The following is a 23,425-nucleotide window of genomic DNA, read 5'->3' as shown; positions in this document are numbered from 1 at the left end:
GAGGTTTTTAACCCTTCTTTTACCCAAATAATTATCTAGTAATGGAGTTAAACGTAAAGAATCCGCTCGTAATTTTCGATCTCGAAACTACGGGAATCGATATGGTAAACGATCGAATCGTAGAGATCTGCATCCTTAAGGTATTCCCCGACGGGCATTCCGAGGTGAAAACGCGCAGGGTGAACCCTACCATTCCCATTCCTGCCCCATCAACGGCCATCCACGGCATTACCGACGAGGACGTAAAGGACTGCCCAACGTTTAAGGAGATCGCCAAGTCGCTGGTGCAGCTCATCGAAGGGTGCGATTTTGCGGGCTACAACTCCAACAAGTTCGATTTGCCGCTTTTGGCCGAGGAGTTCATCCGCGCCGGCATCGACTTTGATCTGAAAAAAAGAAAGTTCATCGACGTGCAAACCATCTTCCACAAGATGGAGCAGCGCACGCTGGTTGCCGCCTACAAGTTCTACTGCGATAAGGATCTGAACAACGCCCATAGCGCCGAGGCCGATACCGTTGCCACCTACGAGGTGCTCAAGGCGCAGCTCGACCGTTACCCCGAGCTGAAGAACGACATCGACTTCCTTTCCGATTTCTCGGCAAGGACCCGCAACGTCGATTTTGCCGGACGAATCGTTCTTAACGATAAGGATGTTGAGGTGTTCAACTTCGGCAAGCACCGGGGGCGTCCGGTGGTGGAGGTGCTGCAAGCCGAGCCCGGCTACTACGCCTGGATGATGAACGGCGATTTTCCCCTTTATACGAAAAATGTTCTAACCCGCATTAAGCTGGGGATGATGGTAAAGTAATCGTTCGATCGTGCTATGAAGATAATCTGTATAGGGCGTAACTACGTCGATCACGCTAAGGAGCTCGCCAATCCGGTACCCGAGGAGCCGGTCTTCTTTATGAAGCCCGACACCGCGCTGCTGCGCAACAACGCTCCCTTCTTTTACCCCTCCTTCTCGAAGGATATCCAGCACGAGGTGGAGCTAATCATTAAGATCAACAAGGTGGGGCGGTGCATCGGCGAGAAGTTCGCCAGCCGCTACTACAGCGAGGTTGGTCTTGGCATCGACTTCACCGCGCGCGACGTGCAGCAGAAATGTAAGGAGAAGGGGCTTCCCTGGGAGGTTGCCAAGGCGTTCGATTTCTCGGCTCCCATTAGCAGCAAGTTCCTTCCGATTGCCGATTTCGAATCGGTAGACCGTATCCCGTTTCGCCTGGTTAAGAATGGCGACGTGGTGCAGCAGGGCAGCTCTGGCGATATGCTTTTCAGCGTCAACCGCATTATCTCGCACATATCGCAGTACATCACCCTGAAAATTGGTGACCTTATCTATACGGGAACGCCTGCCGGCGTAGGCCCCGTTGCCATTGGCGACCGCCTGCAAGGCTACATTGCCGATACCCTGATGTTCGACTTTGAGGTGAAGTAAAGCTAGCATCACGATACCGCACAATGGTTGGGACCTACTCCCAACCATTTTTGTTTAGCATCGTACCACCTCGGAGGCCCGTCGAACCACCCATCGAGGTATTCCGCTTCGCCTTCGATGCGGTACTTCTCGGAACGGAGCTCCATGGGTAGGCAGCCTTCGGACTGTTTTGTCAGGTTTGGTCTGACACAAACCACCCCAATACAGCTGGTGGAGCCGTGCATTTGGGGATGTGTGACAAATTGTCTGCAACCCTTCCCTTGGCATAAGTATTGCCATACTATTGGCATCAACAATTAAGTAATTAACTCTTTTAAGCAAACATACTATGGGTAAAATCATTGGTATTGACTTGGGAACAACCAACTCTTGCGTATCCGTAATGGAGGGTAACGAGCCCGTTGTAATTCCAAACAACGAAGGGAAAAGGACAACACCTTCGGTAGTTGCTTTTACCGAAAATGGCGAAATTAAGGTTGGTGATCCAGCAAAACGTCAAGCAATTACCAATCCTGAAAAGACCGTATACTCGATTAAGCGCTTCATGGGCGAATCTTACGATGAGGTAAGAGAGGAGATGACGCGCGTACCATTTAAAATTGCTCGTGGCGACAACAACACACCACGCGTAAAGGTTGGCGATCGTTTATACTCACCACAAGAAGTTTCAGCGATCATCCTTCAAAAGATGAGAAAGACCGCCGAAGACTACCTCGGACAAGAGGTTAGCGAAGCGGTTATTACCGTACCTGCATACTTTAACGACTCGCAGCGTCAGGCAACCAAGGAAGCAGGCGAAATTGCCGGTCTGAAGGTTCTTCGTATTATCAACGAGCCAACAGCTGCCGCTCTTGCATACGGTCTTGATAAGAAGGGCGCTGATATGAAGATCGCCGTATTCGACCTTGGTGGAGGTACCTTCGATATCTCTATCCTAGAGCTTGGCGATGGCGTATTCGAGGTGAAGTCTACCAACGGTGATACCCACCTTGGTGGCGACGACTTCGACAACCGCATCATTGGCTGGTTGGCCGATGAGTTTAAGGCAGAAAATGCGAACATTGACCCTCGCAAGGACCCAATGGCGCTACAACGCCTAAAGGAAGCTGCCGAAAAGGCGAAGATCGAACTTTCGAGCACCACCTCTACCGAAATCAACCTGCCATACCTAATGCCAGTTGACGGTGTGCCTAAGCACCTTGTTAAGACGCTTACCCGCGCTAAGTTCGAGCAAATCTGCGACGAGCTAATCCGCCGTGTGATTGAGCCATGCAAGGTTGCCCTTAGAGATGCCGGCTTGTCCACTTCCGAAATCGACGATGTAATCCTAGTTGGTGGTTCAACCCGTATTCCTTCCGTTCAGGCAGAGGTTGAGAAGTTCTTCGGCAAACAGCCTTCTAAGAATGTAAACCCCGACGAAGTGGTGGCCGTAGGTGCCGCAATCCAAGGTGGCGTACTTTCGGGCGATGTTACCGACGTACTCCTTCTCGATGTTACCCCACTTTCGCTAGGTATCGAAACCATGGGTAGCGTAATGACGAAGCTGATCGACGCCAACACAACCATACCAACCCGTAAGTCGGAGACCTTTACCACTGCTGCGGATAACCAGCCTTCGGTTGAAATCCACGTGCTACAGGGTGAGCGTCCTTTGGCAAAAGACAACAAGACGATCGGACGCTTCTCGCTTGATGGAATTCCATCAGCACCACGTGGCGTGCCTCAAATCGAGGTAACCTTCGATATCGATGCAAACGGTATCCTGCATGTTACCGCAAAGGATAAGGCAACCGGCAAGGAGCAAAAGATTAGCATTACCGCTTCATCAGGTCTTTCTGATGACGAAATCAAGCGCATGCGCGATGAGGCAAGGGCTAATGAGAATGCCGACCGCGAGGCTAAGGAGAAAATCGACAAACTAAACCATGCCGATTCGCTCATCTTCCAAACCGAAAAGCAGCTTAAGGAATTTGGCGATAAGCTGCCTGCCGATAAGAAGAAGGCAATCGAAGAGGCAGTTGGCAAGCTGAAGTCGGCTCATGCTAGCCAAGATCTAGCAGCCATCGATGAGGCTACCAAGGTGCTTAACGAGCTTTGGAATGAAGCATCTCAGCAGATGTACAACGCCGGCGCACAAGCAGGACCTCAAGATGCTGGTGCTGGTGCAGGTGCTGGACAAGGCGCTGATGCAGGTGGTAAGAAGGATGAATCCGTTACCGATGTAGACTTCGAGGAGGTGAAGTAGTTCGCCCCGTAACCATAAACAGAAAAAAGCCCCTCCTTGGGGCTTTTTTCTTTCATTATTGCAGCTACTTTTGGTGCGGATAATAATGTTTAAATAAGTCAGAGGAAGATGAAGGCAATACTATTTCTAGTTAGCTGCTTTTTATGCTGTGCAATGACGGTTTCGGCGCAGCAGGATACCGTATTTAACCAGAAGAATGCACGGGGGCAAAAGATGGGATGGTGGAAGAAAACCTACGAGGACAGCACCATTCAGTACGTAGCCTACTTCGAGAACGATAAGCCCGTGGGCCTTGTTAAGCGCTACTCGAAGCGTGGAAAGATAAAGTCGATATTGAACTACCTTCCAAACTCAAGCGTTGTCGAAGCGCAGCTGTTCAATGCCGACGGTATCCTACTGGCAAAGGGGAAGTATGAGAAGAATAAAAAGGAGGGTCAGTGGATAACCTACTATCCCGATGGGCAAACAATGTACGTGGAGAACTATAAGAATAACCTCAAGGATGGAAAGGCAAACGGCTACTATCCGAATAAGGCGGTGATGTATAAGTACCAGTACACAAATGGTCGTCGTGTTGGTGCTGCGGTGCAGTATTACTCCAACGGCACCCTGATGGAGGAGCTAACCTACAGTCAGGATGGAAAACTCATTGGTCCTTACCGAGGATATTACGATAATAACGCCAAACGGATTGTCGGCACCTACGTAAATGGCGAGAAGGATGGCGAGTGGATTACCTACAGTCAGGACGGAGCTGTTTTCTCGAAAGTTACCTACCATAATGGCTACCCAACAATAACCGACGAGATGGTGAAGAAGGAAACCGAGATGCTAAACTCGTTCAACAAGATGAAGGGAAAACTAAAGGAACCAACCGAAGAAGATCTTCTAAGGTAGGCAAGGTCGCAGCTAGAGTTTAGCATCATTTATCAGCCGCCGAATACCTCCTGCCGCATATCAATGTAATTCTATCTTTAGGTAAGTTGGCTGAAAAGAAAAGTAGCAAAGCAATGGAGCATTACTCGTTATTCGACTTACAGCAAAAGATAAAGGATAGCCTTCAAAGCTCGTTTCCGCTACCCATTTGGGTGGTGGCCGAAATAGGTGAGATAAAGGTTAACTATGCCGGGCATTGCTACCTGGAACTAATCGAGAAGGATGATTCCGATACCGTAAAGATTCGCGCCAAGGTAAGCGCAAACATCTGGGCTAACAAGTTTCGACTTCTCAAGGCATACTTCGAAACATCCACTCGAATAGCGCTCGAGCAGGGGCTAAAGGTGTTGGTTAAGGTTGATGTTCGGTTTCACGAGGTGTACGGACTTAGCCTAAATGTGGTGGATATCGACCCCTCCTATACGGTTGGCGAGATGAAGTTGCAGCGGAATCTTATCATTCAAAAGCTCATGGAGGAGGGTATTGTCGACCTAAATAAGGAGGTTCCTCTTCCGATGGCGCCGCAGCGAATCGCGGTGATATCGTCGGCCTCGGCAGCAGGCTACCAAGACTTCCTAAACCACCTTGCCGCTAACCAGTTTGGGTATGCCTTTTCGGTGGAACTGTTTGCCGCCGTAATGCAGGGCAATGAGGCCGAAGCATCAATCATTGCTGCGCTCGATTGCATCTATAGCAGGCTAAACGATTTTGATGTCGCGGTGATTATTCGAGGAGGGGGCTCGCAAACCGATCTTGTCTGTTTCGACTCCTACGCGGTTGCTGCCAACGTTGCCCAATTCCCGATCCCAGTTCTTGCCGGAATCGGGCACGATAAGGACGAGAGCATTGTTGACATTGTGGCGCACCAGTCGTTTAAGACACCAACCGCCGTGGCCAACTTCCTTATCGATTGCTTGGCGGAGTTTGAGGACGAACTTGTCGACTATGCAAATGGTATAGGGCATGTGGCCCAGAGTCTAATTCACCACCAAAAACTGCTGACGCTTGACGTGGAGTATGAACTACTAAATAGAATTAGAGATATGCTTAAGCAGCATGGAACTTTCATTAGCGATATAGCCTATACGGTATCCAATCGGGCAACCTCCATCCTAAACGATCAGAAAAGATTTGCAGATAGGGTAACGCATGTGTTTAACGCATCGGTACTGTTCAGCATTAAGCGGCGATACGATTTCCTGCAACAGGTAAACCGCGAGTTGGAGTTTGGTTTGACGGTGGGGCTTGCTAAGCAGAAAACAATAATAGATAACCTAGAAGCCAGAATCGGGGCGTCAAGTCCGCGAGAGGTGCTAAAGAGGGGGTATTCGCTAACCCTGTGCGATGGACAGGTGGTGCGGCAACTCGAAGACCTAGATGGGAAAGAGGTTGAGACCCTACTTGATGCTGGTCGAATAAAGAGTAAGGTAACGGTAGTAAAACGTATAACAGGAGATATATGGCAAAAAAGGAGTTGACCTATAGTGCCGCACTCGACGAACTTAAAAGTATTCTAGCTCGTATAGAGGGGCAAGATGTAGATATCGATCAAATAGCAGAGGATGTTAAGCGATCGACAGAACTGATCAAGTTCTGTAAGGAAAAGCTTAGGAAGACCGAAACCGAAGTGGAGGGTATTCTTAAAGGTATGAAGGAGTAAATAAAAAAGGAGGCTGAAAGGCCTCCTTTTTTATATGCGTTGATGTCTATTTCTTTGTAAACCTTCGTGGTTGAATCATATTCTCTGGTTTGAGAATGTTATCCAATTCGTCTTGCGAAAGCAGACCCTTCTCAAGAACTAGGTTGTAAACGCTCTTGCCAGTTTCAAGGGCTTCCTTTGCAACGATTGTAGAGTTTTCGTAACCAATGTATGGGTTAAGCGCTGTAACCAACCCGATTGAGTTGAGAACAAGGTTGCGGCAGTGCTCTTCATTCGCTGTGATTCCTTCAATACATTCATCCTTAAGGGTGCGCATTCCATTTCTGAGCAACTCTATTGACTCGTGGATGCTGTAAACGATAATTGGTTCCATTACGTTTAGCTCAAGCTGACCTGCTTCGGCAGCCATTGTAACCGTTAGGTCGTTGCCAATAACCTTAAAGGCAATCTGATTAACAACTTCAGGGATAACAGGATTAACTTTTCCTGGCATGATTGATGATCCTGGTTGTTTTGGAGGAAGATTAATTTCTCCAATTCCTGTGCGAGGTCCTGAAGACAACAATCTAAGGTCGTTGCAAATCTTTGAAAGTTTAATTGCAAGACGTTTTAGTGCCGATGAATACATTACAAAAGCGCCAGTGTCCTGAGTTGCTTCAACCAAGTTTGCTGCTTGTACAAGAGGAAGATCTGTAATGCGGGCAAGAATCTTTGTAACAAGAGGTGCGTAGTCTGGATCTGAGTTAATTCCAGTGCCGATGGCAGTAGCTCCCATGTTTATCTCGTGGAAGAGCTTCACGTTTTGTTCCAAGCGATCGATCTCTTCCGAAAGAGTAACTGCATAAGCTTCGAACGCTTGTCCAAGAGTCATTGGTACCGCATCTTGCAGCTGGGTTCTACCCATCTTGATTACGTCTTTAAACTCAACACCCTTTGCTCTAAATGCATCGATGAGAGATTTAAGACCATCAATAAGCTGTTGATTGCTGAAGATTACAGCAAGTTTAACGGCTGTTGGATAAGCATCGTTTGTTGATTGTGATAGGTTTACGTGGTTGTTTGGATGAACAAACGAGTACTCCCCTTTTTTCTTGCCCATAGAAACTAGGGCCATGTTGGCGATTACTTCGTTGGCATTCATATTAGTTGATGTACCTGCACCACCTTGCACCATATCAACGATAAAATGCTCGTTTAGCGAGCCCGATTTTACAACCTTACATGCTTCAACAATGGCATCCTTGATGTTTGGTTCAAGAAGTCCAAGTTCGCAGTTGGCCTCAGCAGCGCCCTCTTTTACCAATGCAAGCGATTCTATTAGCATTGGGAAGAATTTCAGCGTAACACCGCTAATGTTGAAATTTTCCAGAGCTCTTAGAGTTTGGACTCCAAAAAATGCTTCTACTGGTACTTCTTTATTACCCAGTAGGTCATGCTCTGTTCTTGTCTTTCCTGAAAAAGGAATATTTACATTTTGGGAACTTAACTTGGCAAATAGGCTTTCCATGGTTTACCCTCCAGTTGTTTACGTATTAAAAATTTCAGTAAATATACGAAATCTTTTTGCTTGTTATGATGACAAAGTGTAAGATATATTAAAACAAAAACTGTTAAATGTAAGTAAAGGGCTTTTATTGCTTCTGAATTGAAACTTATGTCTGTTCGCTAATTAAAGAGAGTCAGATGGTAACGCAGAATCCTAAATGAATATCTTCTTCATGTTAAAAGGTTGGTTGCCGTGAGGGGAAGGAATAGACAACTATTCTATTCATTTTGATTTTGGGAGAGCGAAAAAACTGTTGTGCGGTGACCGAAGAAAATCATAATTCAAATAATATGAAAAAAACGCCTCACCCTTTAGTCTTTAAGTTTTAACACTGCCCTGTATTTGAATCATTTTTGCTATGCTTAGTTGTTCTTATTAGCATTACTATAGCCAAAGGGCAAGGCGCTTTTTCGAGTATTATATATTCTTAAATGGTTTTCTTTATATGGTATGATCTTGTTCTTTTTTATGTTTCGGTTTTGGTACAAAAACAAACGCTCCTTAATTGTTTATTCTTAGTTCATCACTGCCCATACGCTTATTCTTATTTCACTAATAACCTGTGTCCTTTTATTAGAATCTATATTAGTCAAGGAGCGTTGTTTTTGGATGGGGCAAAAGTATGTTCAAAGATTTGCACCAACAAGTGTCATCGTTGTCAAATTTTTTCTCTTATTTAGTATGTCTCATTTTGAATTAAGAAAGGAGGTATCTTGATATGTTTGATAAGCTGAAGGAACGCGTTGAACAAGAGTTTGGAGGGAAGGTGGCTAGTGTGAAAAACTGCCAATCGCTTTCCGAATTAATAACAGAACGTTGTGGCGCAAGAATCAGCGATTCGACATTACGCAGGTTATGGGGGTTACTGCCAAGTCCACGTAAGCCTTCGGTTCATACCTTAGATCTGCTATCGCAATTTGTTGGATATAAATCATGGGGAGATTTTTGTTGCGATTTTGAAGATAAACATTCTATAGCGGGTTTACTCGACAATGCAATGTCAAATTGGCATGTCGGTAAGGAAAATGCCGATAGGATCTCCATGAATATCGCTTCCTTTATTTTTAAGAAATCGGGTGTTGTTTCTAAGGATGTAGTCTTTAGGCAATGTGTTGACGATCAGATATGGGCTCTTCTTGATTCTCGCTATACAGCTACTGGAATAATAGCACCAGGCGGTTATGGTAAATCACTGGGAGTTGCATCGTGGGTAGTACGAAATGTGAATCGTAAGGCTTTTAAAAATAGCATTATATACTTCTTAACGGGGGCTCAGGTAGATGAATCGTATACTCATTCAACTTCAATTGATAGGTGGATTTCAAGCAATTTGTTTAAAACCAATGAGAATGTTTTTGGCAATCCAGAATTGTTTGAGGGTAAATCGTTTTTACTTATTATAGATGCTCTTGATGAAATTGATAGCACTCAAACTAAAGCGGTAACTTTTCTTTCTAAAGTTGTCGATTTTGTAAGTAAGTATTCTGGAAGTGCGTTTATTAAGGTTGTTGTTACTACCCGAACGAGCATTTGGGGACGGAGTATGGTGCAGGAAGTAGTCGGCAACACGAATGCTGCTTCATGCTGGATGGGATTAAGCTATGGTGCATTTGAAAGCGATGCTACAAACTTGCCTTTGCTTAACCATAAAGAATTGCAGGAGGCATTCAATAATTTCATCAATAAGAAAGCAAAGGGACGGAAACTGCTGGTGGAGCAGCTTAACTTTATGCTTAAGGAGACCATTTCTCATCCATACATGCTGAAGCTGTTTATTGCTATATACAATAGTAGTACGCTGAAGCTGCAAAGCTATAATGATGTAATCGATGAGTTTATTTCGAGGGAGGTTGCGCATGCTAAGTATGCCGATGAGAATCTGGATATCATCAATTTTATTCTTAAGGAACAGCAATATGGGCAAACCTTGCGGCCTGTAAAGAAGAATGACCTAAAGGAAAAGTATCCGATTCATCTTCGAAAGGGAGGCAATTACTTTGCGGCTTATGAGCATCTACTGGCTTTCAGCATTCTTTCGGAAGAGACATTCGCAAATAAGTTCAAGAATCTAGTTGTTCAAGTTGATTTCTCGCACTCGAACCTTCGGGATTTGCTGATAACCCGTTACCTTGTTGAGGAGAATGGAGGGGTTACCCACGATCTGTTCATAAAGGTCGATAAGCATTATACCAATTCAGATTTAAGGATTCGGTTGATTAGTAATCTTTACGCCATTGCGTATGCTGAGAATAACTTTGAAGCCATAAAGGATTTCTACCTGCTTCCGGATACAATTAGCAGGGATAAGGAGATCCTGAAATATATAATTTACCTGCTTAGAAATGACAAGCCAATTCTTTCGTTATTGGCGAAAGAGTATAGCAAGTATCCCGTTGCAAAAGAGTTCTTGATTAGCTCCTTCTTTGATTTTGATTATCTAAACACATCGTACTACAAGTTCTTGGAGATGATCTTGGAGTCTTCGACTACCACAAATGAGCGGGTGTACAGCTTAGCGGGGTTGGCTATTTCTAGGGCGCAGCTGCTCGATTATGACGATTTCTTTGCCTTCTCGGAGGATCTCAAGGAACTGCATGTCGATGAGTCGTGCAGCGGCTATAGCATTTTACTCTGGGCAATTTGGACGATTTACCACGCACATATTGTAAACAGCGAGGAGCCTGCCGAGAACTTGAGGGATAGCTTGATTTCTGCCGAAATCCTTTACAGCCGTCAATCGGCAGCTAATCGGTTGTCGACCTTTGTTTTCTACTTAGAGTTGCTGCCACATCTAATTCTTTTCAAGGATATGGCAGTGGCCGGGGATGTGCTGGAACTGATAGGCAAGCATCCCCTAAAAGGTGAAATGGAGAAGGATGTAAAACTTTCCATGCTTTACGATCTATACAAGTTGGATCTGTTGAGCATTGAAGATAGGCGGCATACGCTGTCGGCGGTGAAGGCGTACGGCTTAGAACAGCAGGTTAACGCTTCGCCGATCTCGCAAAGCTACTTCAATCGGGTGTCGGGGTATGTTCTGCTCGCATGCAGCTACCTGCAGCAGGACGATAAGCCGAAGTTTATGTACTACTATCAAACCGCTCTTGAGATATGCAGTAACGCCAGCTTTAAGCTGCTGGAGGTTTCGAGGGTCAAGCAGCTTGCCGACATCCTCGATGACTACAAGATGCATGTTCAGGCGCAAAAGTTTAGGGAGTACTCTGGCACAATTGGGAGTAAGAGAAGCGAAATCCTTTACCACGCCGTTTAGGGCATGGCAAGATGATAATCTGTTAATCCTGGCATGGGAGAGTGTACCTTTGCTTGAACTTGGAGCTTGTGCGTGCTGATCTCGTTCTGTAGGATGTCGTTGAAAAGAAAGCCAATTGAGCCAACAATTCCAATGTTTGTGATGCCTGTCTTTTTCGAAAGAGGCACTAGGTGTAGATCCGTGAATTGGCGAAATGCGCTCTGCACCTGTTGCCTGATGAACGGATGAGCTTTGTGCGCACTCGCAAACTCAACAAAGCCGGAAAGGAATTGGGCCGGGTTTTCGGAGCTGTTTAGGCTGTTGAACAGCTCGTTTGGGGATATCCCCGTTTCCTTTATAAAAATTTCCTTGAGTTCGTCGGGCATGCTGCCGTAGTAGTAGCTTTTGGCTACCTGTGTGCCGATGCTGATGCTGCCCCCTTCGTTGCCGATGTGGATGTTGAGCGAAATCGATTTCTCGATAATGGTTGTGCCGTTGTAGGCGCCGGTGCTTGAGCTTGCTCCTAGGATGGCGATTAGCCCTGGGGTGTGGTTGAATACGCCTTTTGCGGCACCTGTCAGATCGGTATCTACCATAACCGTGGCTTCCTCGAAAAAGCTTTCGAGGCAGAAAACGATGCGTTGCTGGTGAGATTGGGCGCTACACCCAACTCCGTAAAAGAACACGTGGGTGATGTTGCGGGGGTCGATGGATTTGGGAAAGTGGGTAATTAGCGCGCGTACAACGGTGTAGTTATCCACTAGTATGGGGTTTAACTCCTCGGTTGTAAATGCGACGACTTTTCCTGCTCTATCAATAATGCTCCACTCTGTTGTTCCTAAGGCGCTATAGGCTACTACTACCATTAATCTTGCGGGCTTTTTTTAAGTAAAGGTAATTCATCGGATTTGGTTCTAATCCGACGATGTTTTTTTTGACAAACCGTACAGTTTTGTCGAAGTAGAGTGGAATTAACGGGGTGTGCTTGGCGAGGATCTTGTCCATTTTGGAGAAGGCCTGGCTTCGAGCTTCACCGGTTTTGAAGAACGATTCGAGGTAGAGCTTGTCGAACTCGCTGCTCTTGAATCGGGTATAGTTCGGCCCGTTGGGGCTCTCGTTTTTCGAGTAGAAGAGGGCCATGTAGTTCTCGGGATCGGGGTAGTCGGCAATCCAGGAGCCCCGGAAGAAGGGGAGCTTGCCGGAAGCCATCTCCTGCTGGAACGATCCGCCCGGAACGATGTCGATGTTGAGCGTTATGCCGATGGCGGCCAGGTCGTGCTGGATGAACTCCAGCAGGTCGGCGTAATCTTCGAGCGAGGTTACCGTAATGGGTGGTATCCCTTGCCCGTGGGGGTAGCCTGCCTTTCGGAGCAGCTCGGCGGCAAGCGTCGGGTTGTAGGCGTAGGGCTTCTCGGTGGGCTTGTAGCCGGGTATGGATGGGGGGATTATGCCGCTTTCGGCGGGCATGGTCAGGTTTTTGCGGAGGTACTTGATCATCTTATGCCTGTCGAACCCTATGGCAATGGCCTTCCGAACCAGCGGGTTCATCAGGGGGTGGCTGGGGGGCAGGTTGAGCGTGAAGCCGAGGTACTCGGTGTTGAGGTAGGGGATCTCGAGCATCTTTATGCGGTCGGCATACTTGGGGTTGAGCTTGCCCGAGCTGGTAATGATCTCGTCTTTGGTGGACTGGTTGATGCCGGAGATGAAGTCGAGGTTGCCGCGGATGAACTCCATAAACTCGGAGTACTTGTCGGTGATGAAGGTGATGTTTACAGCCTTGAGGTAGGGCAGGCGCTGGCCCTTGGCGTCGAACTCGAAGTACTTGGGGTTCTTTACCAGTACGAGCATCTCGCCCTCGCGCCACAGCTTAAACATGAATGGTCCAGTGCCGACGGGGTGCTTGCGGAAGTCCTTCTTGTAGCGCTCCACGGCCTCCTTGGGCACGACGCTGGTGGGCGGCATGGCCAGCATGCCCAGCAGGAAGGGGGCAGGTGCCTGTATCTTTAGCTGGAAGGTGGAGTCGTTGGCCGCAAAAAGGCCGTTGCCGTGGAAGGTGGTGTCGAGCTTGGCGAAGATCCAGCGGCAGGGGCTGCCCACGTTGTCGTCGAGCAGGCGGCCGAAGGAGTAGGCAAAGTCGGCGGCAACCACCTTACGCCCGATTCCGTGGGGGAAGGCGGGGTCGTCGTGAAAGGTAACGTCGGTGCGCAGGTGGAAGGTGTAGAGCGTTTGGTTGGGGCTAATCTCCCACGACTTGGCTATGGCGGGCTCGACCTTGAGGCTGTCGTTGAGCTGAACTAGCCCGTTGAAGAGCTGGATGGTGCCCCAGATCGTCTTCAGGTTGCTGGCAAATGCCGGATCTAGCGTCGCAATTCCCTTCGACTCGTTGTAGCGGATTACATCGGCCAGCTCGTGCTTCCTGTTGGAGCATCCCAGAGCGGCTATTGCTATAAGCAGTATGAGGAATCTTCTTTTCACCACGATCAATTTGGCCCAAAAGTATAAAAAGAAGGCGATTTTACGGGTAAAAGATGCGCTCATTAACAAGTGCGATATTTGGAGCCGCTCCAGCGGTAAGCCTTCTTCGAGCTTTCGTTGCCCAGTTAGCAGCCCTAACCTAAAAGGCAGGCGTAATTCCTGCTTCCGAAAAAATAGGGTAGACACAGTTCCGTGAATACACCCAGAGGAAAAGAGAAAACGTCACGAGGATATCTCTTAACCTCGTGAGGAAAACGGAAAATGTCGCAAGGTTTTCTCTTAAGGTCGCGAGGAAAGGAGAAAATGTCGCGAGGAAAACGGAAAACGTCGCGTGGTTTTCTCTTAACCTCGCAAGGGAAAAAGAAAATGTCGCGAGGAAAAAGGGAAACGTCGTAAGGTTTTCTCTTAACCACACGAGGAAAACGCAAGTAGGGGCTCTATCAGTAGCCGCAGTGCCTCCGGAGCGTATCGGAAGGGTGGGGTGCTGCGTTGGGGAGGTTGAAGCTGCTGTAGACCTCGAATAGAAAGAGGTTGCCGTACAGTGGCAACCTCTTCGCTATCGTTGCAAAGGCTATAACAGCCTTACCGCAGTGCCGCTCACCGAAACCATCAGCATGCTTTGGCCAATGGTTTCGTAGTCGATATCGATGCCCACAACGGCGTTGGCGTTGAGGCGAAGGGCTTCGTTGATGGTGTCGCGAAGGGCCGTGTCCTTCGCCTCCTTAAGCACCTCCTCGTAGGATGAGGATCGGCCACCAACGATGTCGCGAATGCCGGCCATAAAATCCCTGAAGATATTGGCGCCAATAACCGTTTCGCCGGTAACAATGCCGAGGTACTCTACGATTTGGTGGCCCTCGATGGATGGGGTTGTGCTTAGAATCATAACTTGAGGTTTTGTTTTACGGCATTAAATGTAAAAAATCCTTTTGATATATTGCCATCTATCTCCCGACTTCTCTTCAGTCCGATTTGAAGAAACCGCAACTGGTGATTACCTTTGCATCACTAATAGAAATAAACAACTTGATTTATCCCAATACCTTCGAGGAAAAGGTTGGATTCGACCGAATTCGACAGCTAACCGAGCACTACTGCGCCACCGAGCTGGCAAAGGAGAAGTTGCATTCCGTAAAGATGTCCACCAGTTACGAGTGGATTGTCCGCGAGATAAGCCTTGTGGAGGAGCTCCGCCAAATCCTGCTCATGGAGGTGGGCTTCCCTCAGTCGGGCTATGTTAACGTGGATAACCTGCTCCGGAAGCTCGCCGTAATCGGCACATTCCTAGATCCCGCCGAGATGGTGCTGCTGCGTAGCGCGCTGGAGGTGGTAAACTCCATCCTGAACTTTCTGCGGAACGTGGAGGCGGAGAAGTACCCCTACTTCACCCGCATGTCGGAGGGCATAAGCGCCTTCCCATCGGTTGTTGCCAGCATCGATGCCATTATCGATCGGTTTGGCAAGGTGAAGGACAATGCTTCGCCAGCGCTGCTGGAGATCCGTCGAGAGATCAGCGCTAAGGAGTCGCAGATATCGCGTAGGATGACCTCAATCCTAAAGAGCGCCCAAGCCAGCGGGGTGGTGGATGAGGATGTGCAGATCTCCATTCGCGAGGGGCGGCCGGTGATTCCGGTAAGCGCCGCCAACAAGCGAAAGATAAAGGGATTCGTTCACGACGAATCGGCGACAGGAAAGACCTTCTACGTTGAGCCCATAGAGGTGGTAGAGCTCAACAACGAGATCAAGGAGCTCTACTACGACGAGCGCCGCGAGATTGTGGTAATCCTCACCACCTTTGCCGATGGGCTGCGCCCCATGCTGCCCGACCTGTTGGGCGCCATCGACTATATGGCTACGGTTGATTTCGTTAAGGCAAAGGCGAAGGTGGCGCTGGATATCGATGGGGTAAAGCCAATACTGGTAGACTACCCGCACCTCAGCTGGCGCAACGCCAAGCACCCCATCCTGATGCTTACGCTCAGGAAGGAGGGGAAACAGGTGGTGCCGCTCAGCATCGAGCTGAACAAGGAGACCCATTTGCTACTGATATCCGGTCCTAACGCCGGGGGGAAGTCGGTATGCCTAACCACCGTTGGGCTGCTGCAGTACATGATGCAATCGGGCTTTCTGGTGCCGCTATCCGAGATCTCGGAGATGGGCATCTTCGAAAGCCTGCTGATAGATATCGGCGATGAGCAAAGCCTGGAGAACGACCTGAGCACCTACAGCTCGCACCTGCTGAACATGAAGATGTTCCTGCGCAGCATCAACGAAAGATCGATTATCCTTATAGATGAGTTTGGTTCGGGAACCGAGCCCACTGTCGGCGGTGCCATTGCAGAGGCCCTGCTCGCCCAATTCTTGGAGCGGAAGACCTTTGGGGTGATTACTACCCACTTTTCGAACCTGAAGTACTTTGCTGCCGATGCCAAGGGGATTGTCAACGGGGCGATGATGTTCGACGTGCAGCAGATCCAGCCGCTGTTTAAGCTGGAGATGGGCAAGCCCGGCAGCTCGTTTGCCTTCGAGATAGCCCGGAAGATCGGTCTTCCTGAGAGCGTGCTCGCTGCTGCATCAGAAAAGGTGGGCGACGAGTATGTGAGCATGGAGAAGCAGCTGAGGCAGATTGCCCGCGACAAGCACTACTGGGAGAGCAAGCGCGATAAGATAAAGCGCAACGAGAGGCGCTTGGACGAACTGGTGGCTAAGTTCGAGAAGGATCTTCTGGAGATAAAGGATCTTCGCAAGGATGTGGTGGAGAAGGCTAAGGTTGAGGCTAAGGCTATTCTTTCCGAGGCCAACAAGAGCATCGAGCGCACCATCCGCGAGATTAAGGAGAGCAACGCCGAGAGGGAGAAGACCCGCCAGGCTCGCCAGCAGTTTGAGCAGGAGAAGGAGAGACTAGAGGCGGAGTCGGAAGATGAGGACACCCGCATTGCCCGTAAGATGGAGCAGCTGCGCCAGCGGCAGGAGCGCAAGTCGGATAAGACGGCTATTGAGCCGAAGGCGCCAGCGCAGAAGGAGCAGAAGTCCTTCGAACTGGGCGACAAGGTGCGCCTGAAGGGGCAGGGGGCTGTTGGTGAGATCACCCAGCTATCGGGCAAAAGCGCCACCGTGGCCTTTGGCAACCTCTACACCTCGGTAAAGGTGGAGAAGCTCGAGCGCGCCTCCAACGCCGAGTTCCAGCAGAAGATTCGAGAGGACCGAACCGTTTCGTCGACGGTGGTGGAGATGAGCACCCGCCGCAACAACTTTAAGAGCAACGTCGACCTGCGGGGCATGCGCGCCGACGAGGCCCTGGAGGTGGTGCGCGACCTGGTGGACGAGGCCATCATGCTCAGCATCTCCGACCTGCGCATCCTCCACGGCAAGGGGAGCGGCATCCTCAAGCAGCTGATCCGCGACTACCTGCGGACGGTCGACCTAGTGAAGTCCTTCGGCGACGAGCGCGAGGAGCTGGGTGGCGCCGGTATCACCATCGTAAAGCTGGATATATAGACGGGTATTCCTGACCACCATAAAGGGCCGAAGCTGCAGCTTCGGCCCTCTTTTTTGCTTGGTGTAGGGAGAAGAAAGAAAGAGGAGTAGGCCGTCCCGGCTTACTCCTCTCATCAACAAAGGTGTTATGATCTTTTCATTCCCTTACTTACACCTCTTTGTATATCGATACTAGTCCAACAACCTCCCCGCTGGCATTCTTTACGGGGTACTTGTCTTTCTCTATGTTTACAACAACGCCATCCTTGAATTTAAACTGACCCCTTTGCTTGATGATTGGCCTTTGGCTGGCCATAACATCGTTGTCCTCCTGGTCAATTATGGTTGCGACGTCGGTACTGAATAGATCGGTGGCGGTTTTGCCTACGGCATCTTCAATTCGATCTATCTCGAACAGCCTCTTAGAAGATTCGCTTATTCGGAGGTAACGGCCATGGTTATCCTTAAAGTTGACGTATTCCGACGTACTTCTAAGCAGCGCCTCGAACATCTGGTTATCGGTGTTGATCTTGTCCATCGCCAGCTTCTGGTCTTCCTGCACGCGGGCCATCTCCTCTTGGGTAGATTGCAACTCCTCTAGGTTCTGGCGCATCTCCTCTTCGGCAGCGGCCATTTCCTCGGCCTGAAGTTTGGTTTGCTCAAGCAATTTGGCGGTGCGCTCGTTTACGCGGGCTGCCTTAAGGGTAGAGGCAATGCTCTCGGCAACCTTTTGTACGAAGCTAATCTTGTACTCTTCGAGGGGTTGCAGTGAGGCTAATTCGATTACGCCGTTCACCTCTTTGTCTACCATTAGGGGTACTAGGAGGAGACAGCGTGGAGCCGTATCACCCAACCCGGAGGTGATGGTGATATAGTTGTCTGGAATTTCGAGTAGGTAGATGGGCTCAGCCTCTACGTAGCAGCGGCCAACGAGTCCTTCGCCAACCTCGATGCGGCGATCCATCAGTTTGCGGCGGTTGTAGGCAAAGCAGGCAGTCATATCGAGGTACTGCGTCTCATTATCGTTTTGCACGAAGAGTCCGCCTTGGTTGATGCCGAGGTACTTCACCAGGTTGCTGATGATCTGATGTGACAGCTCGCCGATGTCGGCATGGTTGCTGCGCAGGATCTCGGCGAACTTGGCCACCCCTTCGTTAGCCCAGTTGTTGCGCATTTCCTCCTCCTGGCGCTGATGCTCCTGGCTCTTGCTCTGGCGCAGGCTCTCCTTCATCTCTAGCAGCGCCAGTCCGATATTGTCGTTCTCGCTCTGGAGTTTTAAGTCCTCATCGAAGTTGCCCTTGCCGATTTCGTTGGCAAAGTGAACCGCCTCGCCCAAGGAGTCGATCAGGTTATTCACCGATCGGTTGATCTGGCCGATCTCCGTTTGGTCGGAGGTGTCGAGCTTCTTGGTGTTCCTCACGTCGCCTAGCCCCAGCTTGGTGATGCTATCGTTCATCTTGTTGATGGGGTTGGTGATGCGCTTGGCCATATTGCTGCTCATGAACGAGCAGATCACCAAGCCAATTATCGATACGATAATGGCCAGGATGGTATCGGTTAGCGCCTTCTTGTAGAGTACGCTGTTCGGAATGGTTAGTCCCATGGCCCAGGTGGTGTAGTCCTGGTCGGCGTTGACTGGTGCCACAAAGTGCGATACGTCATCGGTTTCAACGTAGTACGATCCTAGGCTCTTATCCTTCTCCGTAAAGATGGTCTGTAGCGTCTCCTTCAGTTTGGGGTCGGTATCGGCTGCTAGCGGCTTGCCGTAGAGTTCGTCGTTGGTGTTGGTGACCATCTGCTGGTCGTGCGATATCAGGTAGGCCGATGCCCCTTCGGGAACTGCCGTCTTTTTGGTGATGCGCTGCATCTGATCGAGCGGCATATCTACGGCGGCCGCCCCTACTACCTTGCCGTTAAACTCGATGGGGGCGGCAATGGTGGCCACGTAGGCAGCTGGCGACCCGTTGGGGTAGCTGCTGGTATAAGGTTCTGATATTACGGTCTTGTCGATGGACTCGGCGTGCTGTAGGCACTTGTCGACGCCGCTCTGGTCGAATCCCTGCTTTACCTGGCGGGTTACCCCAGGCCTATCGGCTGTAGAGATGTAGAGCACATGCCCCTCCGAGCCATCGCCCTGAAGGTATTTGGAGTCTATTGAAAAGTAGGCGGCGTGGTACAGCGTGATGTCGTTGTACTTAGTCAGCCGCTGGGTAACGCTGGTGAGCAGGCGCGAGATCGAGCTGTCGCGAAGCGACGACCCGCTCTGCAGGATATTGTCCAGCGCTATGGTCAAGGTACGTGCGGTTCCGATGGTGCGGTAGATGCGCATTTTAGCCCCCGTGGCGTTTACCTGTGCCTGCTGGGTGTAGTACTTTTCGGCGTTTTCCTTGCTGGTTGTCCAGTTCGTGTACGCAAAGAATGCTCCCGTTACAGCCAATACTGCGCCAAATGTGAATGTCGCATCCCTGAAGATCTTCCCTTGTAACGACTTCTGATTCTTGATGGAGAAGAAGCCTTTAATAGATTCAAACATAAGTTGCCCTTGAAGTTTATTCTGGTGCCAAATGTATTAAACATACATCTTGGGCAAGGCTGCACAGTTGCTTAGCTCTTGGTATAAATTGTTAAATGATTGTCGGTGATGGATAGGCGCATTGCGATGCCTTGCCGGATGCTGGTGGTACCTGTTTATTTATAAGGGCGTTTTAGCTTGGGGTGGTGCTTGTTCAACTTATTGCACAGCTAGCCCTCGCTATTCCTGCTGGTGTTCTGTTTAAAATTGGGGCAGATAGCCATTTGCGGGCTGCGTATTCGTAGCCATATGGGGAGGAAGATTACATCATCTTCAGCTAAAAAAGCCGAATGTGAAGAATACTGTCGCTTTGTTAAATAGTTTGCCGCACTTGGGGGATAGGGGGATTTCTCCGATTTGGCCTGCATTTAAGCTCCCCTTTGGTTTGTGGAACTTCGATTTTGTGCAGGTTTATGGCTACCGGTGGGGGGGGTGCTTTGGCGTTAAAGCTTGGCATCGCTTGTATCTGCTCGCTTTAGCCTAGCCTTTAAGGTGTATTTTATGTATTTGCTGCATGGTCGACCTCCAATAGGTGCTGTTGGGCAAGGAATGGGTGGTTCGGAGGTGTTAGGTAAGGGGGACGGAGGTAGCTGTAAAGGTGCCCCCGCCAAAGCCGTTGCCGAACCTGCTTATTCCTTCCGTTTTTGCTATATTAGCGGAGTAATGGCTAATTTCAACAGCGGAACAGCATGGATAGAGCAACGTTCGAGCAAGAGTTAAGGGTGGTGGTGGCCGATGGGCGGCAGAGCGCTGTCCTGCGGCTGTCCAGCATGGTAGGGCTGCTTCGGCCAGCGGTGGCCTCCGATGTTGGCCATGCCCATGCCTGCTTCGGCTACTTGGCCGAACTGCTTGAGGAGGATACCCTGCTGGCCGGCCAGGTGGCCACCCTGCTGTTCGATGTGCTGAATGGCTATAGCTCCGAGAAGCTCTTTGCCGAAAGCGGTATCGTGTCCATCCGCAGCTTCTGGCCCGATTTGCGGGCTAAGCTAAGCCGGAAGCTCCTGCCCGAATACTACCCCGACGATGACGCCCGCTCGCTGCTGCACCAGGTGTTCAGCCATCGAACCGACTATATATGGCTCGCGGCGCTCTCGCGCGACGACTGGCACCGCTTTATGGCGGTGTTGCGCCTCTCCGAGGAGCCGCTCCAGCATTCCGGCCTCGAGAGCGCCATCTCCCACTCCCTCATCGTGCTGGCCCAGCGCATCACCGCCATTGCCTACGAGCCCGAGATCGACTCGAAGCTCCCCGAACTCGAAAGCATCGACTCCCCTTTTCTGGAGCTGGCGCGGGCCACCAATAAGCTGGTAAAGGCCCGGCGTACCCCATCGGCAGCGCACGAGGTGAAGCGCTACCAGGAGGCCATCCTCAGCCATCTGGCGAAGTGCCGTAAGCTCATCGAGCATATCTACGCGAATAAGGACCGCTACGGCGTTAGCATGCACTTCATCTACTTGATTAAGCGGTTCGAGCAGCAGGTGGAGCGCTACGCCATGCTCTTTGCCGTAGTCGGGTCGCCCGATCGTAGGGGGGCGGCTGATGGCATCCGGCAGCTGGTGGTGCACCTGGTGCGCGTGGAGAAGCAGCGCAACAGCATCAGCCGTCACCTGCATACCAGCACGCGGCTCCTCCTTTATAAGATTGCGGTGAACACCTCCAAGACGGGCGAGCACTACAAGGTGGCCAACCTCAAGGAGTACATCGTGATGCTTAAGGCGGCCCTAGGGGGGGGGCTGGTCGTAGCCCTTTTGGCCTGCCTTAAGCTAGGCGTATCGTACCTGCCGTTATCCCCTTTAGGTACGGCTGTTGGGTATAGCCTTAACTATGCGATGGGGTTTGTGGCCATATACATGCTGCGCTTCACCCTAGCCACCAAGCAGCCTGCCATGACGGCCTCCACCATTGCCAAAACCCTTGCCAGCGGTGACTCTCGGCAGATGATTACCCCTGATACCTTACTGCTGACTCGGCAGATCGTCCGAAGCCAGTTCGTCTCGCTGATGGGGAATGTGGCCGCATCGCTACCCTTCGCCTGGCTGCTGGCCACCCTCTTTACCTATATCGGCGGAGGCCATGTCGTAGATGCCCCCAAGAGCGCTACCCTTTTGGCCGATATTAGCCCGTGGACAAGCCTGTCGCTCTTCTATGCGGCCATTGCGGGGGTATACCTCATGCTTTCGGGGTTGATTGCCGGATACTACGACAACCTGATTCTTCACAACAGCTTCTGCCAGCGGGTTGAGTCGCACAAGGGGTTAGGGCGGTTGCTCGGTCGGCGACGCCAGAATGGCCTGTCCGTATACCTATCGGGCAACATGGGGAACCTCGCCGGGAACGTAGCGCTAGGCCTATTCCTTGGCGCCACCTCTACCATCGGGCACTTCGTTGGGCTTCCGCTCGATATCCGGCACGTCACCTTTTCGGCGGCCAACTTTGGCATTGCCCTAGCCGATAGCCCGGCGATGCCGTCGTTGGGGATGGTGGTCGAGGTGGCCGTAGGCATCTTTGGCATTGGGTTGATGAATGTGGTGGTTAGCTTTGGCCTATCCATAGCCGTTGCCCTCTACTCGCACGGTGCAAATCCATCCGACTACCTGAGGCTGATAAGGGTGCTGGTGGCCGATTTCGTTAGGGCACCCCACCAGTACATCCTGCCGCTGAGGAGTAGGAAGCGGAGGCACTAGCTATGGCTGCAGCTTGGGCTATCTCCAATATGGCGCTTAACGCTGGCAACGTTATCGGCGTTCCACTTCACTCGATGGCAAAGCGGCGCTACCCGATGAGTGCAATCCTTAACCTCGCATATCGAGCAGGCCGATAGGTGGCAGTCCTCCACGTGCACGCTCATCTCGATGTTCCTCCCGAACTTCTCCACTATAAAACCTTCTAGCTGGCTGGCCTCAAGGTGAGCCTCCTTTACGGTGATGTACCAGGGCACCGTCAGGTGGCAGTCGATGTGGTACACGGCTCCATACTTAACGATTCTGAAGTTGTGCAGGTCGATCCAATGTGCCCTGCGATTCCTGTTCAGCTGCTCCACCACATCGGCGATGAGCTTCATGTCGGCCTCGTCCATGATTCCCGCAAGGGCATGCCGCACAATCTTTACCCCTTGGTAGATGATTAGGGAGGCAAATACCATAGCCGTAACTGCATCGAGCCAACCCTTTCCTGTAATCTCCAGGATGATTAACCCAACGATGATGCCTAGGGTGGTGTAGGTATCCGATTGCAGATGCCTGCCGCTGGCAACAAGAGCCAACGAGCTGGTCTTCCGTCCTTGGCGGATGGCCATGTAGCCGACCCCGTAGTTTACGATGGCCGAGAAGAGCACCAGGTAGATACCGTAGTCGAGCTTAGCCAGCGGGGTGGGCGATATCAGTGCGAGTATCGATTTGTAGATGATGAGGGCTCCAGCAATGGCGATAAGCGCCCCCTCGAAGCCCGCCGACACAAACTCCACCTTACCGTGCCCGTAGGGGTGATTCCTATCTTTAGGAACAGCCGAAAGGTAGAGGCTGTATAGCCCAACAAATCCACCAACCATGTTCACAATGCTCTCCATGGCGTCGGTAAAGATGGCTACCGATCCGGTGATGTACCACGCCACCGTTTTAACGGCAAAGAGCGCCACCGCTACCGTGGCAACTATTTTCTGATAGTTAATGTTCTGTTGGGCATTGCTTACCATGATGGCTTTTTGGTAAAGATAGGGTGACTTCCCAATTTTATCAACTGGCGCTATTCGGTGCTGGTGATGCCGATAGGGGAGGACGGTTTGATCGCCGTAAAGCTAAGTGTGAAATTAAAAGTATAAAAGCTTAA

At 50.3% G+C, this 23,425-nt stretch carries 16 protein-coding genes; 10 read left to right on the top strand and 6 right to left on the bottom strand.

Going from position 1 to position 23,425, the window contains the following annotated elements:
• Positions 1-41: 41 nt before the first annotated feature.
• The 6 genes from ACHZA1_RS03520 (at position 42) to xseB (ending at position 6,280) form a co-directional block, all read left to right on the top strand.
• Positions 42-809, top strand: coding sequence for a 3'-5' exonuclease (locus tag ACHZA1_RS03520; RefSeq protein WP_320053852.1), 768 nt, complete (start codon positions 42-44; stop codon positions 807-809).
• 15 nt (positions 810-824) lie between these two features.
• Positions 825-1,439, top strand: coding sequence for a fumarylacetoacetate hydrolase family protein (locus ACHZA1_RS03515; protein WP_320053851.1), 615 nt, complete (start codon positions 825-827; stop codon positions 1,437-1,439).
• Positions 1,440-1,767: 328 nt separating this feature from the next.
• Entirely contained in the window at positions 1,768-3,684 is a 1,917-nt protein-coding gene (dnaK, locus tag ACHZA1_RS03510; protein WP_320053850.1) for a molecular chaperone DnaK, read from the top strand.
• A gap of 108 nt (positions 3,685-3,792) precedes the next feature.
• Positions 3,793-4,581, top strand: coding sequence for a toxin-antitoxin system YwqK family antitoxin (locus ACHZA1_RS03505; RefSeq protein WP_320053849.1), 789 nt, complete (start codon positions 3,793-3,795; stop codon positions 4,579-4,581).
• A 113-nt stretch (positions 4,582-4,694) separates the two neighbouring features.
• Positions 4,695-6,098: an exodeoxyribonuclease VII large subunit gene (xseA, locus tag ACHZA1_RS03500; RefSeq protein ID WP_320053848.1), complete on the top strand. Its 1,404-nt coding sequence runs from the start codon at positions 4,695-4,697 to the stop codon at positions 6,096-6,098.
• Positions 6,080-6,280: an exodeoxyribonuclease VII small subunit gene (xseB, locus tag ACHZA1_RS03495; protein WP_320053847.1), complete on the top strand. Its 201-nt coding sequence runs from the start codon at positions 6,080-6,082 to the stop codon at positions 6,278-6,280. The genes xseA and xseB overlap by 19 nt, the downstream gene beginning before the upstream one ends.
• A 46-nt stretch (positions 6,281-6,326) precedes the next feature.
• Here xseB and aspA read toward each other — a convergent pair whose 3' ends face one another.
• Positions 6,327-7,787 carry an aspartate ammonia-lyase gene (gene aspA, locus ACHZA1_RS03490; protein ID WP_320053846.1) on the bottom strand — a complete coding sequence of 487 codons (1,461 nt, stop codon included), beginning with the start codon at positions 7,785-7,787 and terminating at the stop codon, positions 6,327-6,329.
• Between the two features lie 1,036 nt (positions 7,788-8,823).
• On the opposite strand from aspA, the gene ACHZA1_RS03485 reads away from it, so the two are divergent.
• On the top strand, positions 8,824-11,097 hold the full coding sequence (locus ACHZA1_RS03485; protein ID WP_320053845.1) for a hypothetical protein: 2,274 nt from the start codon (positions 8,824-8,826) through the stop codon (positions 11,095-11,097).
• Here the strand turns inward: ACHZA1_RS03485 and ACHZA1_RS03480 are convergent.
• Together ACHZA1_RS03480 and ACHZA1_RS03475 are read right to left on the bottom strand one after the other, a co-directional pair.
• The gene (locus ACHZA1_RS03480; protein ID WP_320053844.1) at positions 11,094-11,942 is read right to left on the bottom strand and encodes a hypothetical protein; all 849 of its coding nucleotides are present in this window, start codon (positions 11,940-11,942) and stop codon (positions 11,094-11,096) included. The genes ACHZA1_RS03485 and ACHZA1_RS03480 overlap by 4 nt on opposite strands.
• A complete protein-coding gene (locus ACHZA1_RS03475) occupies positions 11,923-13,614 on the bottom strand; it encodes an ABC transporter substrate-binding protein (RefSeq protein ID WP_394701065.1) in 1,692 nt (563 codons plus the stop codon). Before ACHZA1_RS03475 ends, ACHZA1_RS03480 begins: the two co-directional genes overlap by 20 nt.
• 182 nt (positions 13,615-13,796) lie before the next feature.
• Between ACHZA1_RS03475 and ACHZA1_RS03470 the strand changes: the two genes are divergently transcribed.
• Positions 13,797-14,075, top strand: a complete 279-nt coding sequence (locus tag ACHZA1_RS03470; protein WP_320053842.1) for a hypothetical protein — start codon at positions 13,797-13,799, stop codon at positions 14,073-14,075.
• A 47-nt stretch (positions 14,076-14,122) separates the two neighbouring features.
• Here the strand turns inward: ACHZA1_RS03470 and ACHZA1_RS03465 are convergent, their stop codons facing one another.
• On the bottom strand, positions 14,123-14,437 hold the full coding sequence (locus tag ACHZA1_RS03465) for a YbjQ family protein (RefSeq protein ID WP_320053841.1): 315 nt from the start codon (positions 14,435-14,437) through the stop codon (positions 14,123-14,125).
• A 140-nt stretch (positions 14,438-14,577) separates the two neighbouring features.
• On the opposite strand from ACHZA1_RS03465, the gene ACHZA1_RS03460 reads away from it, so the two are divergent.
• Positions 14,578-17,049 carry a Smr/MutS family protein gene (locus ACHZA1_RS03460; RefSeq protein WP_320054885.1) on the top strand — a complete coding sequence of 824 codons (2,472 nt, stop codon included), beginning with the start codon at positions 14,578-14,580 and terminating at the stop codon, positions 17,047-17,049.
• 148 nt (positions 17,050-17,197) lie between these two features.
• Here ACHZA1_RS03460 and ACHZA1_RS03455 read toward each other — a convergent pair whose 3' ends face one another.
• Positions 17,198-19,561 carry a GAF domain-containing protein gene (locus ACHZA1_RS03455; protein ID WP_320053840.1) on the bottom strand — a complete coding sequence of 788 codons (2,364 nt, stop codon included), beginning with the start codon at positions 19,559-19,561 and terminating at the stop codon, positions 17,198-17,200.
• Between the two features lie 728 nt (positions 19,562-20,289).
• Between ACHZA1_RS03455 and ACHZA1_RS03450 the strand changes: the two genes are divergently transcribed.
• Positions 20,290-22,284: a hypothetical protein gene (locus tag ACHZA1_RS03450; RefSeq protein WP_320053839.1), complete on the top strand. Its 1,995-nt coding sequence runs from the start codon at positions 20,290-20,292 to the stop codon at positions 22,282-22,284.
• Here the strand turns inward: ACHZA1_RS03450 and ACHZA1_RS03445 are convergent.
• Complete coding sequence (locus tag ACHZA1_RS03445) at positions 22,281-23,291, bottom strand: cation diffusion facilitator family transporter (protein ID WP_320053838.1); 1,011 nt, start codon at positions 23,289-23,291, stop codon at positions 22,281-22,283. The two genes, ACHZA1_RS03450 and ACHZA1_RS03445, sit on opposite strands and share 4 nt — an antisense overlap.
• Positions 23,292-23,425 lie beyond the last annotated feature (134 nt).

It is taken from the genome of uncultured Acetobacteroides sp., from assembly GCF_963667355.2.
Classification (GTDB): Bacteria; Bacteroidota; Bacteroidia; order Bacteroidales; family ZOR0009; genus Acetobacteroides.
This window is presented reverse-complemented; position numbering and strand designations above follow the sequence as displayed.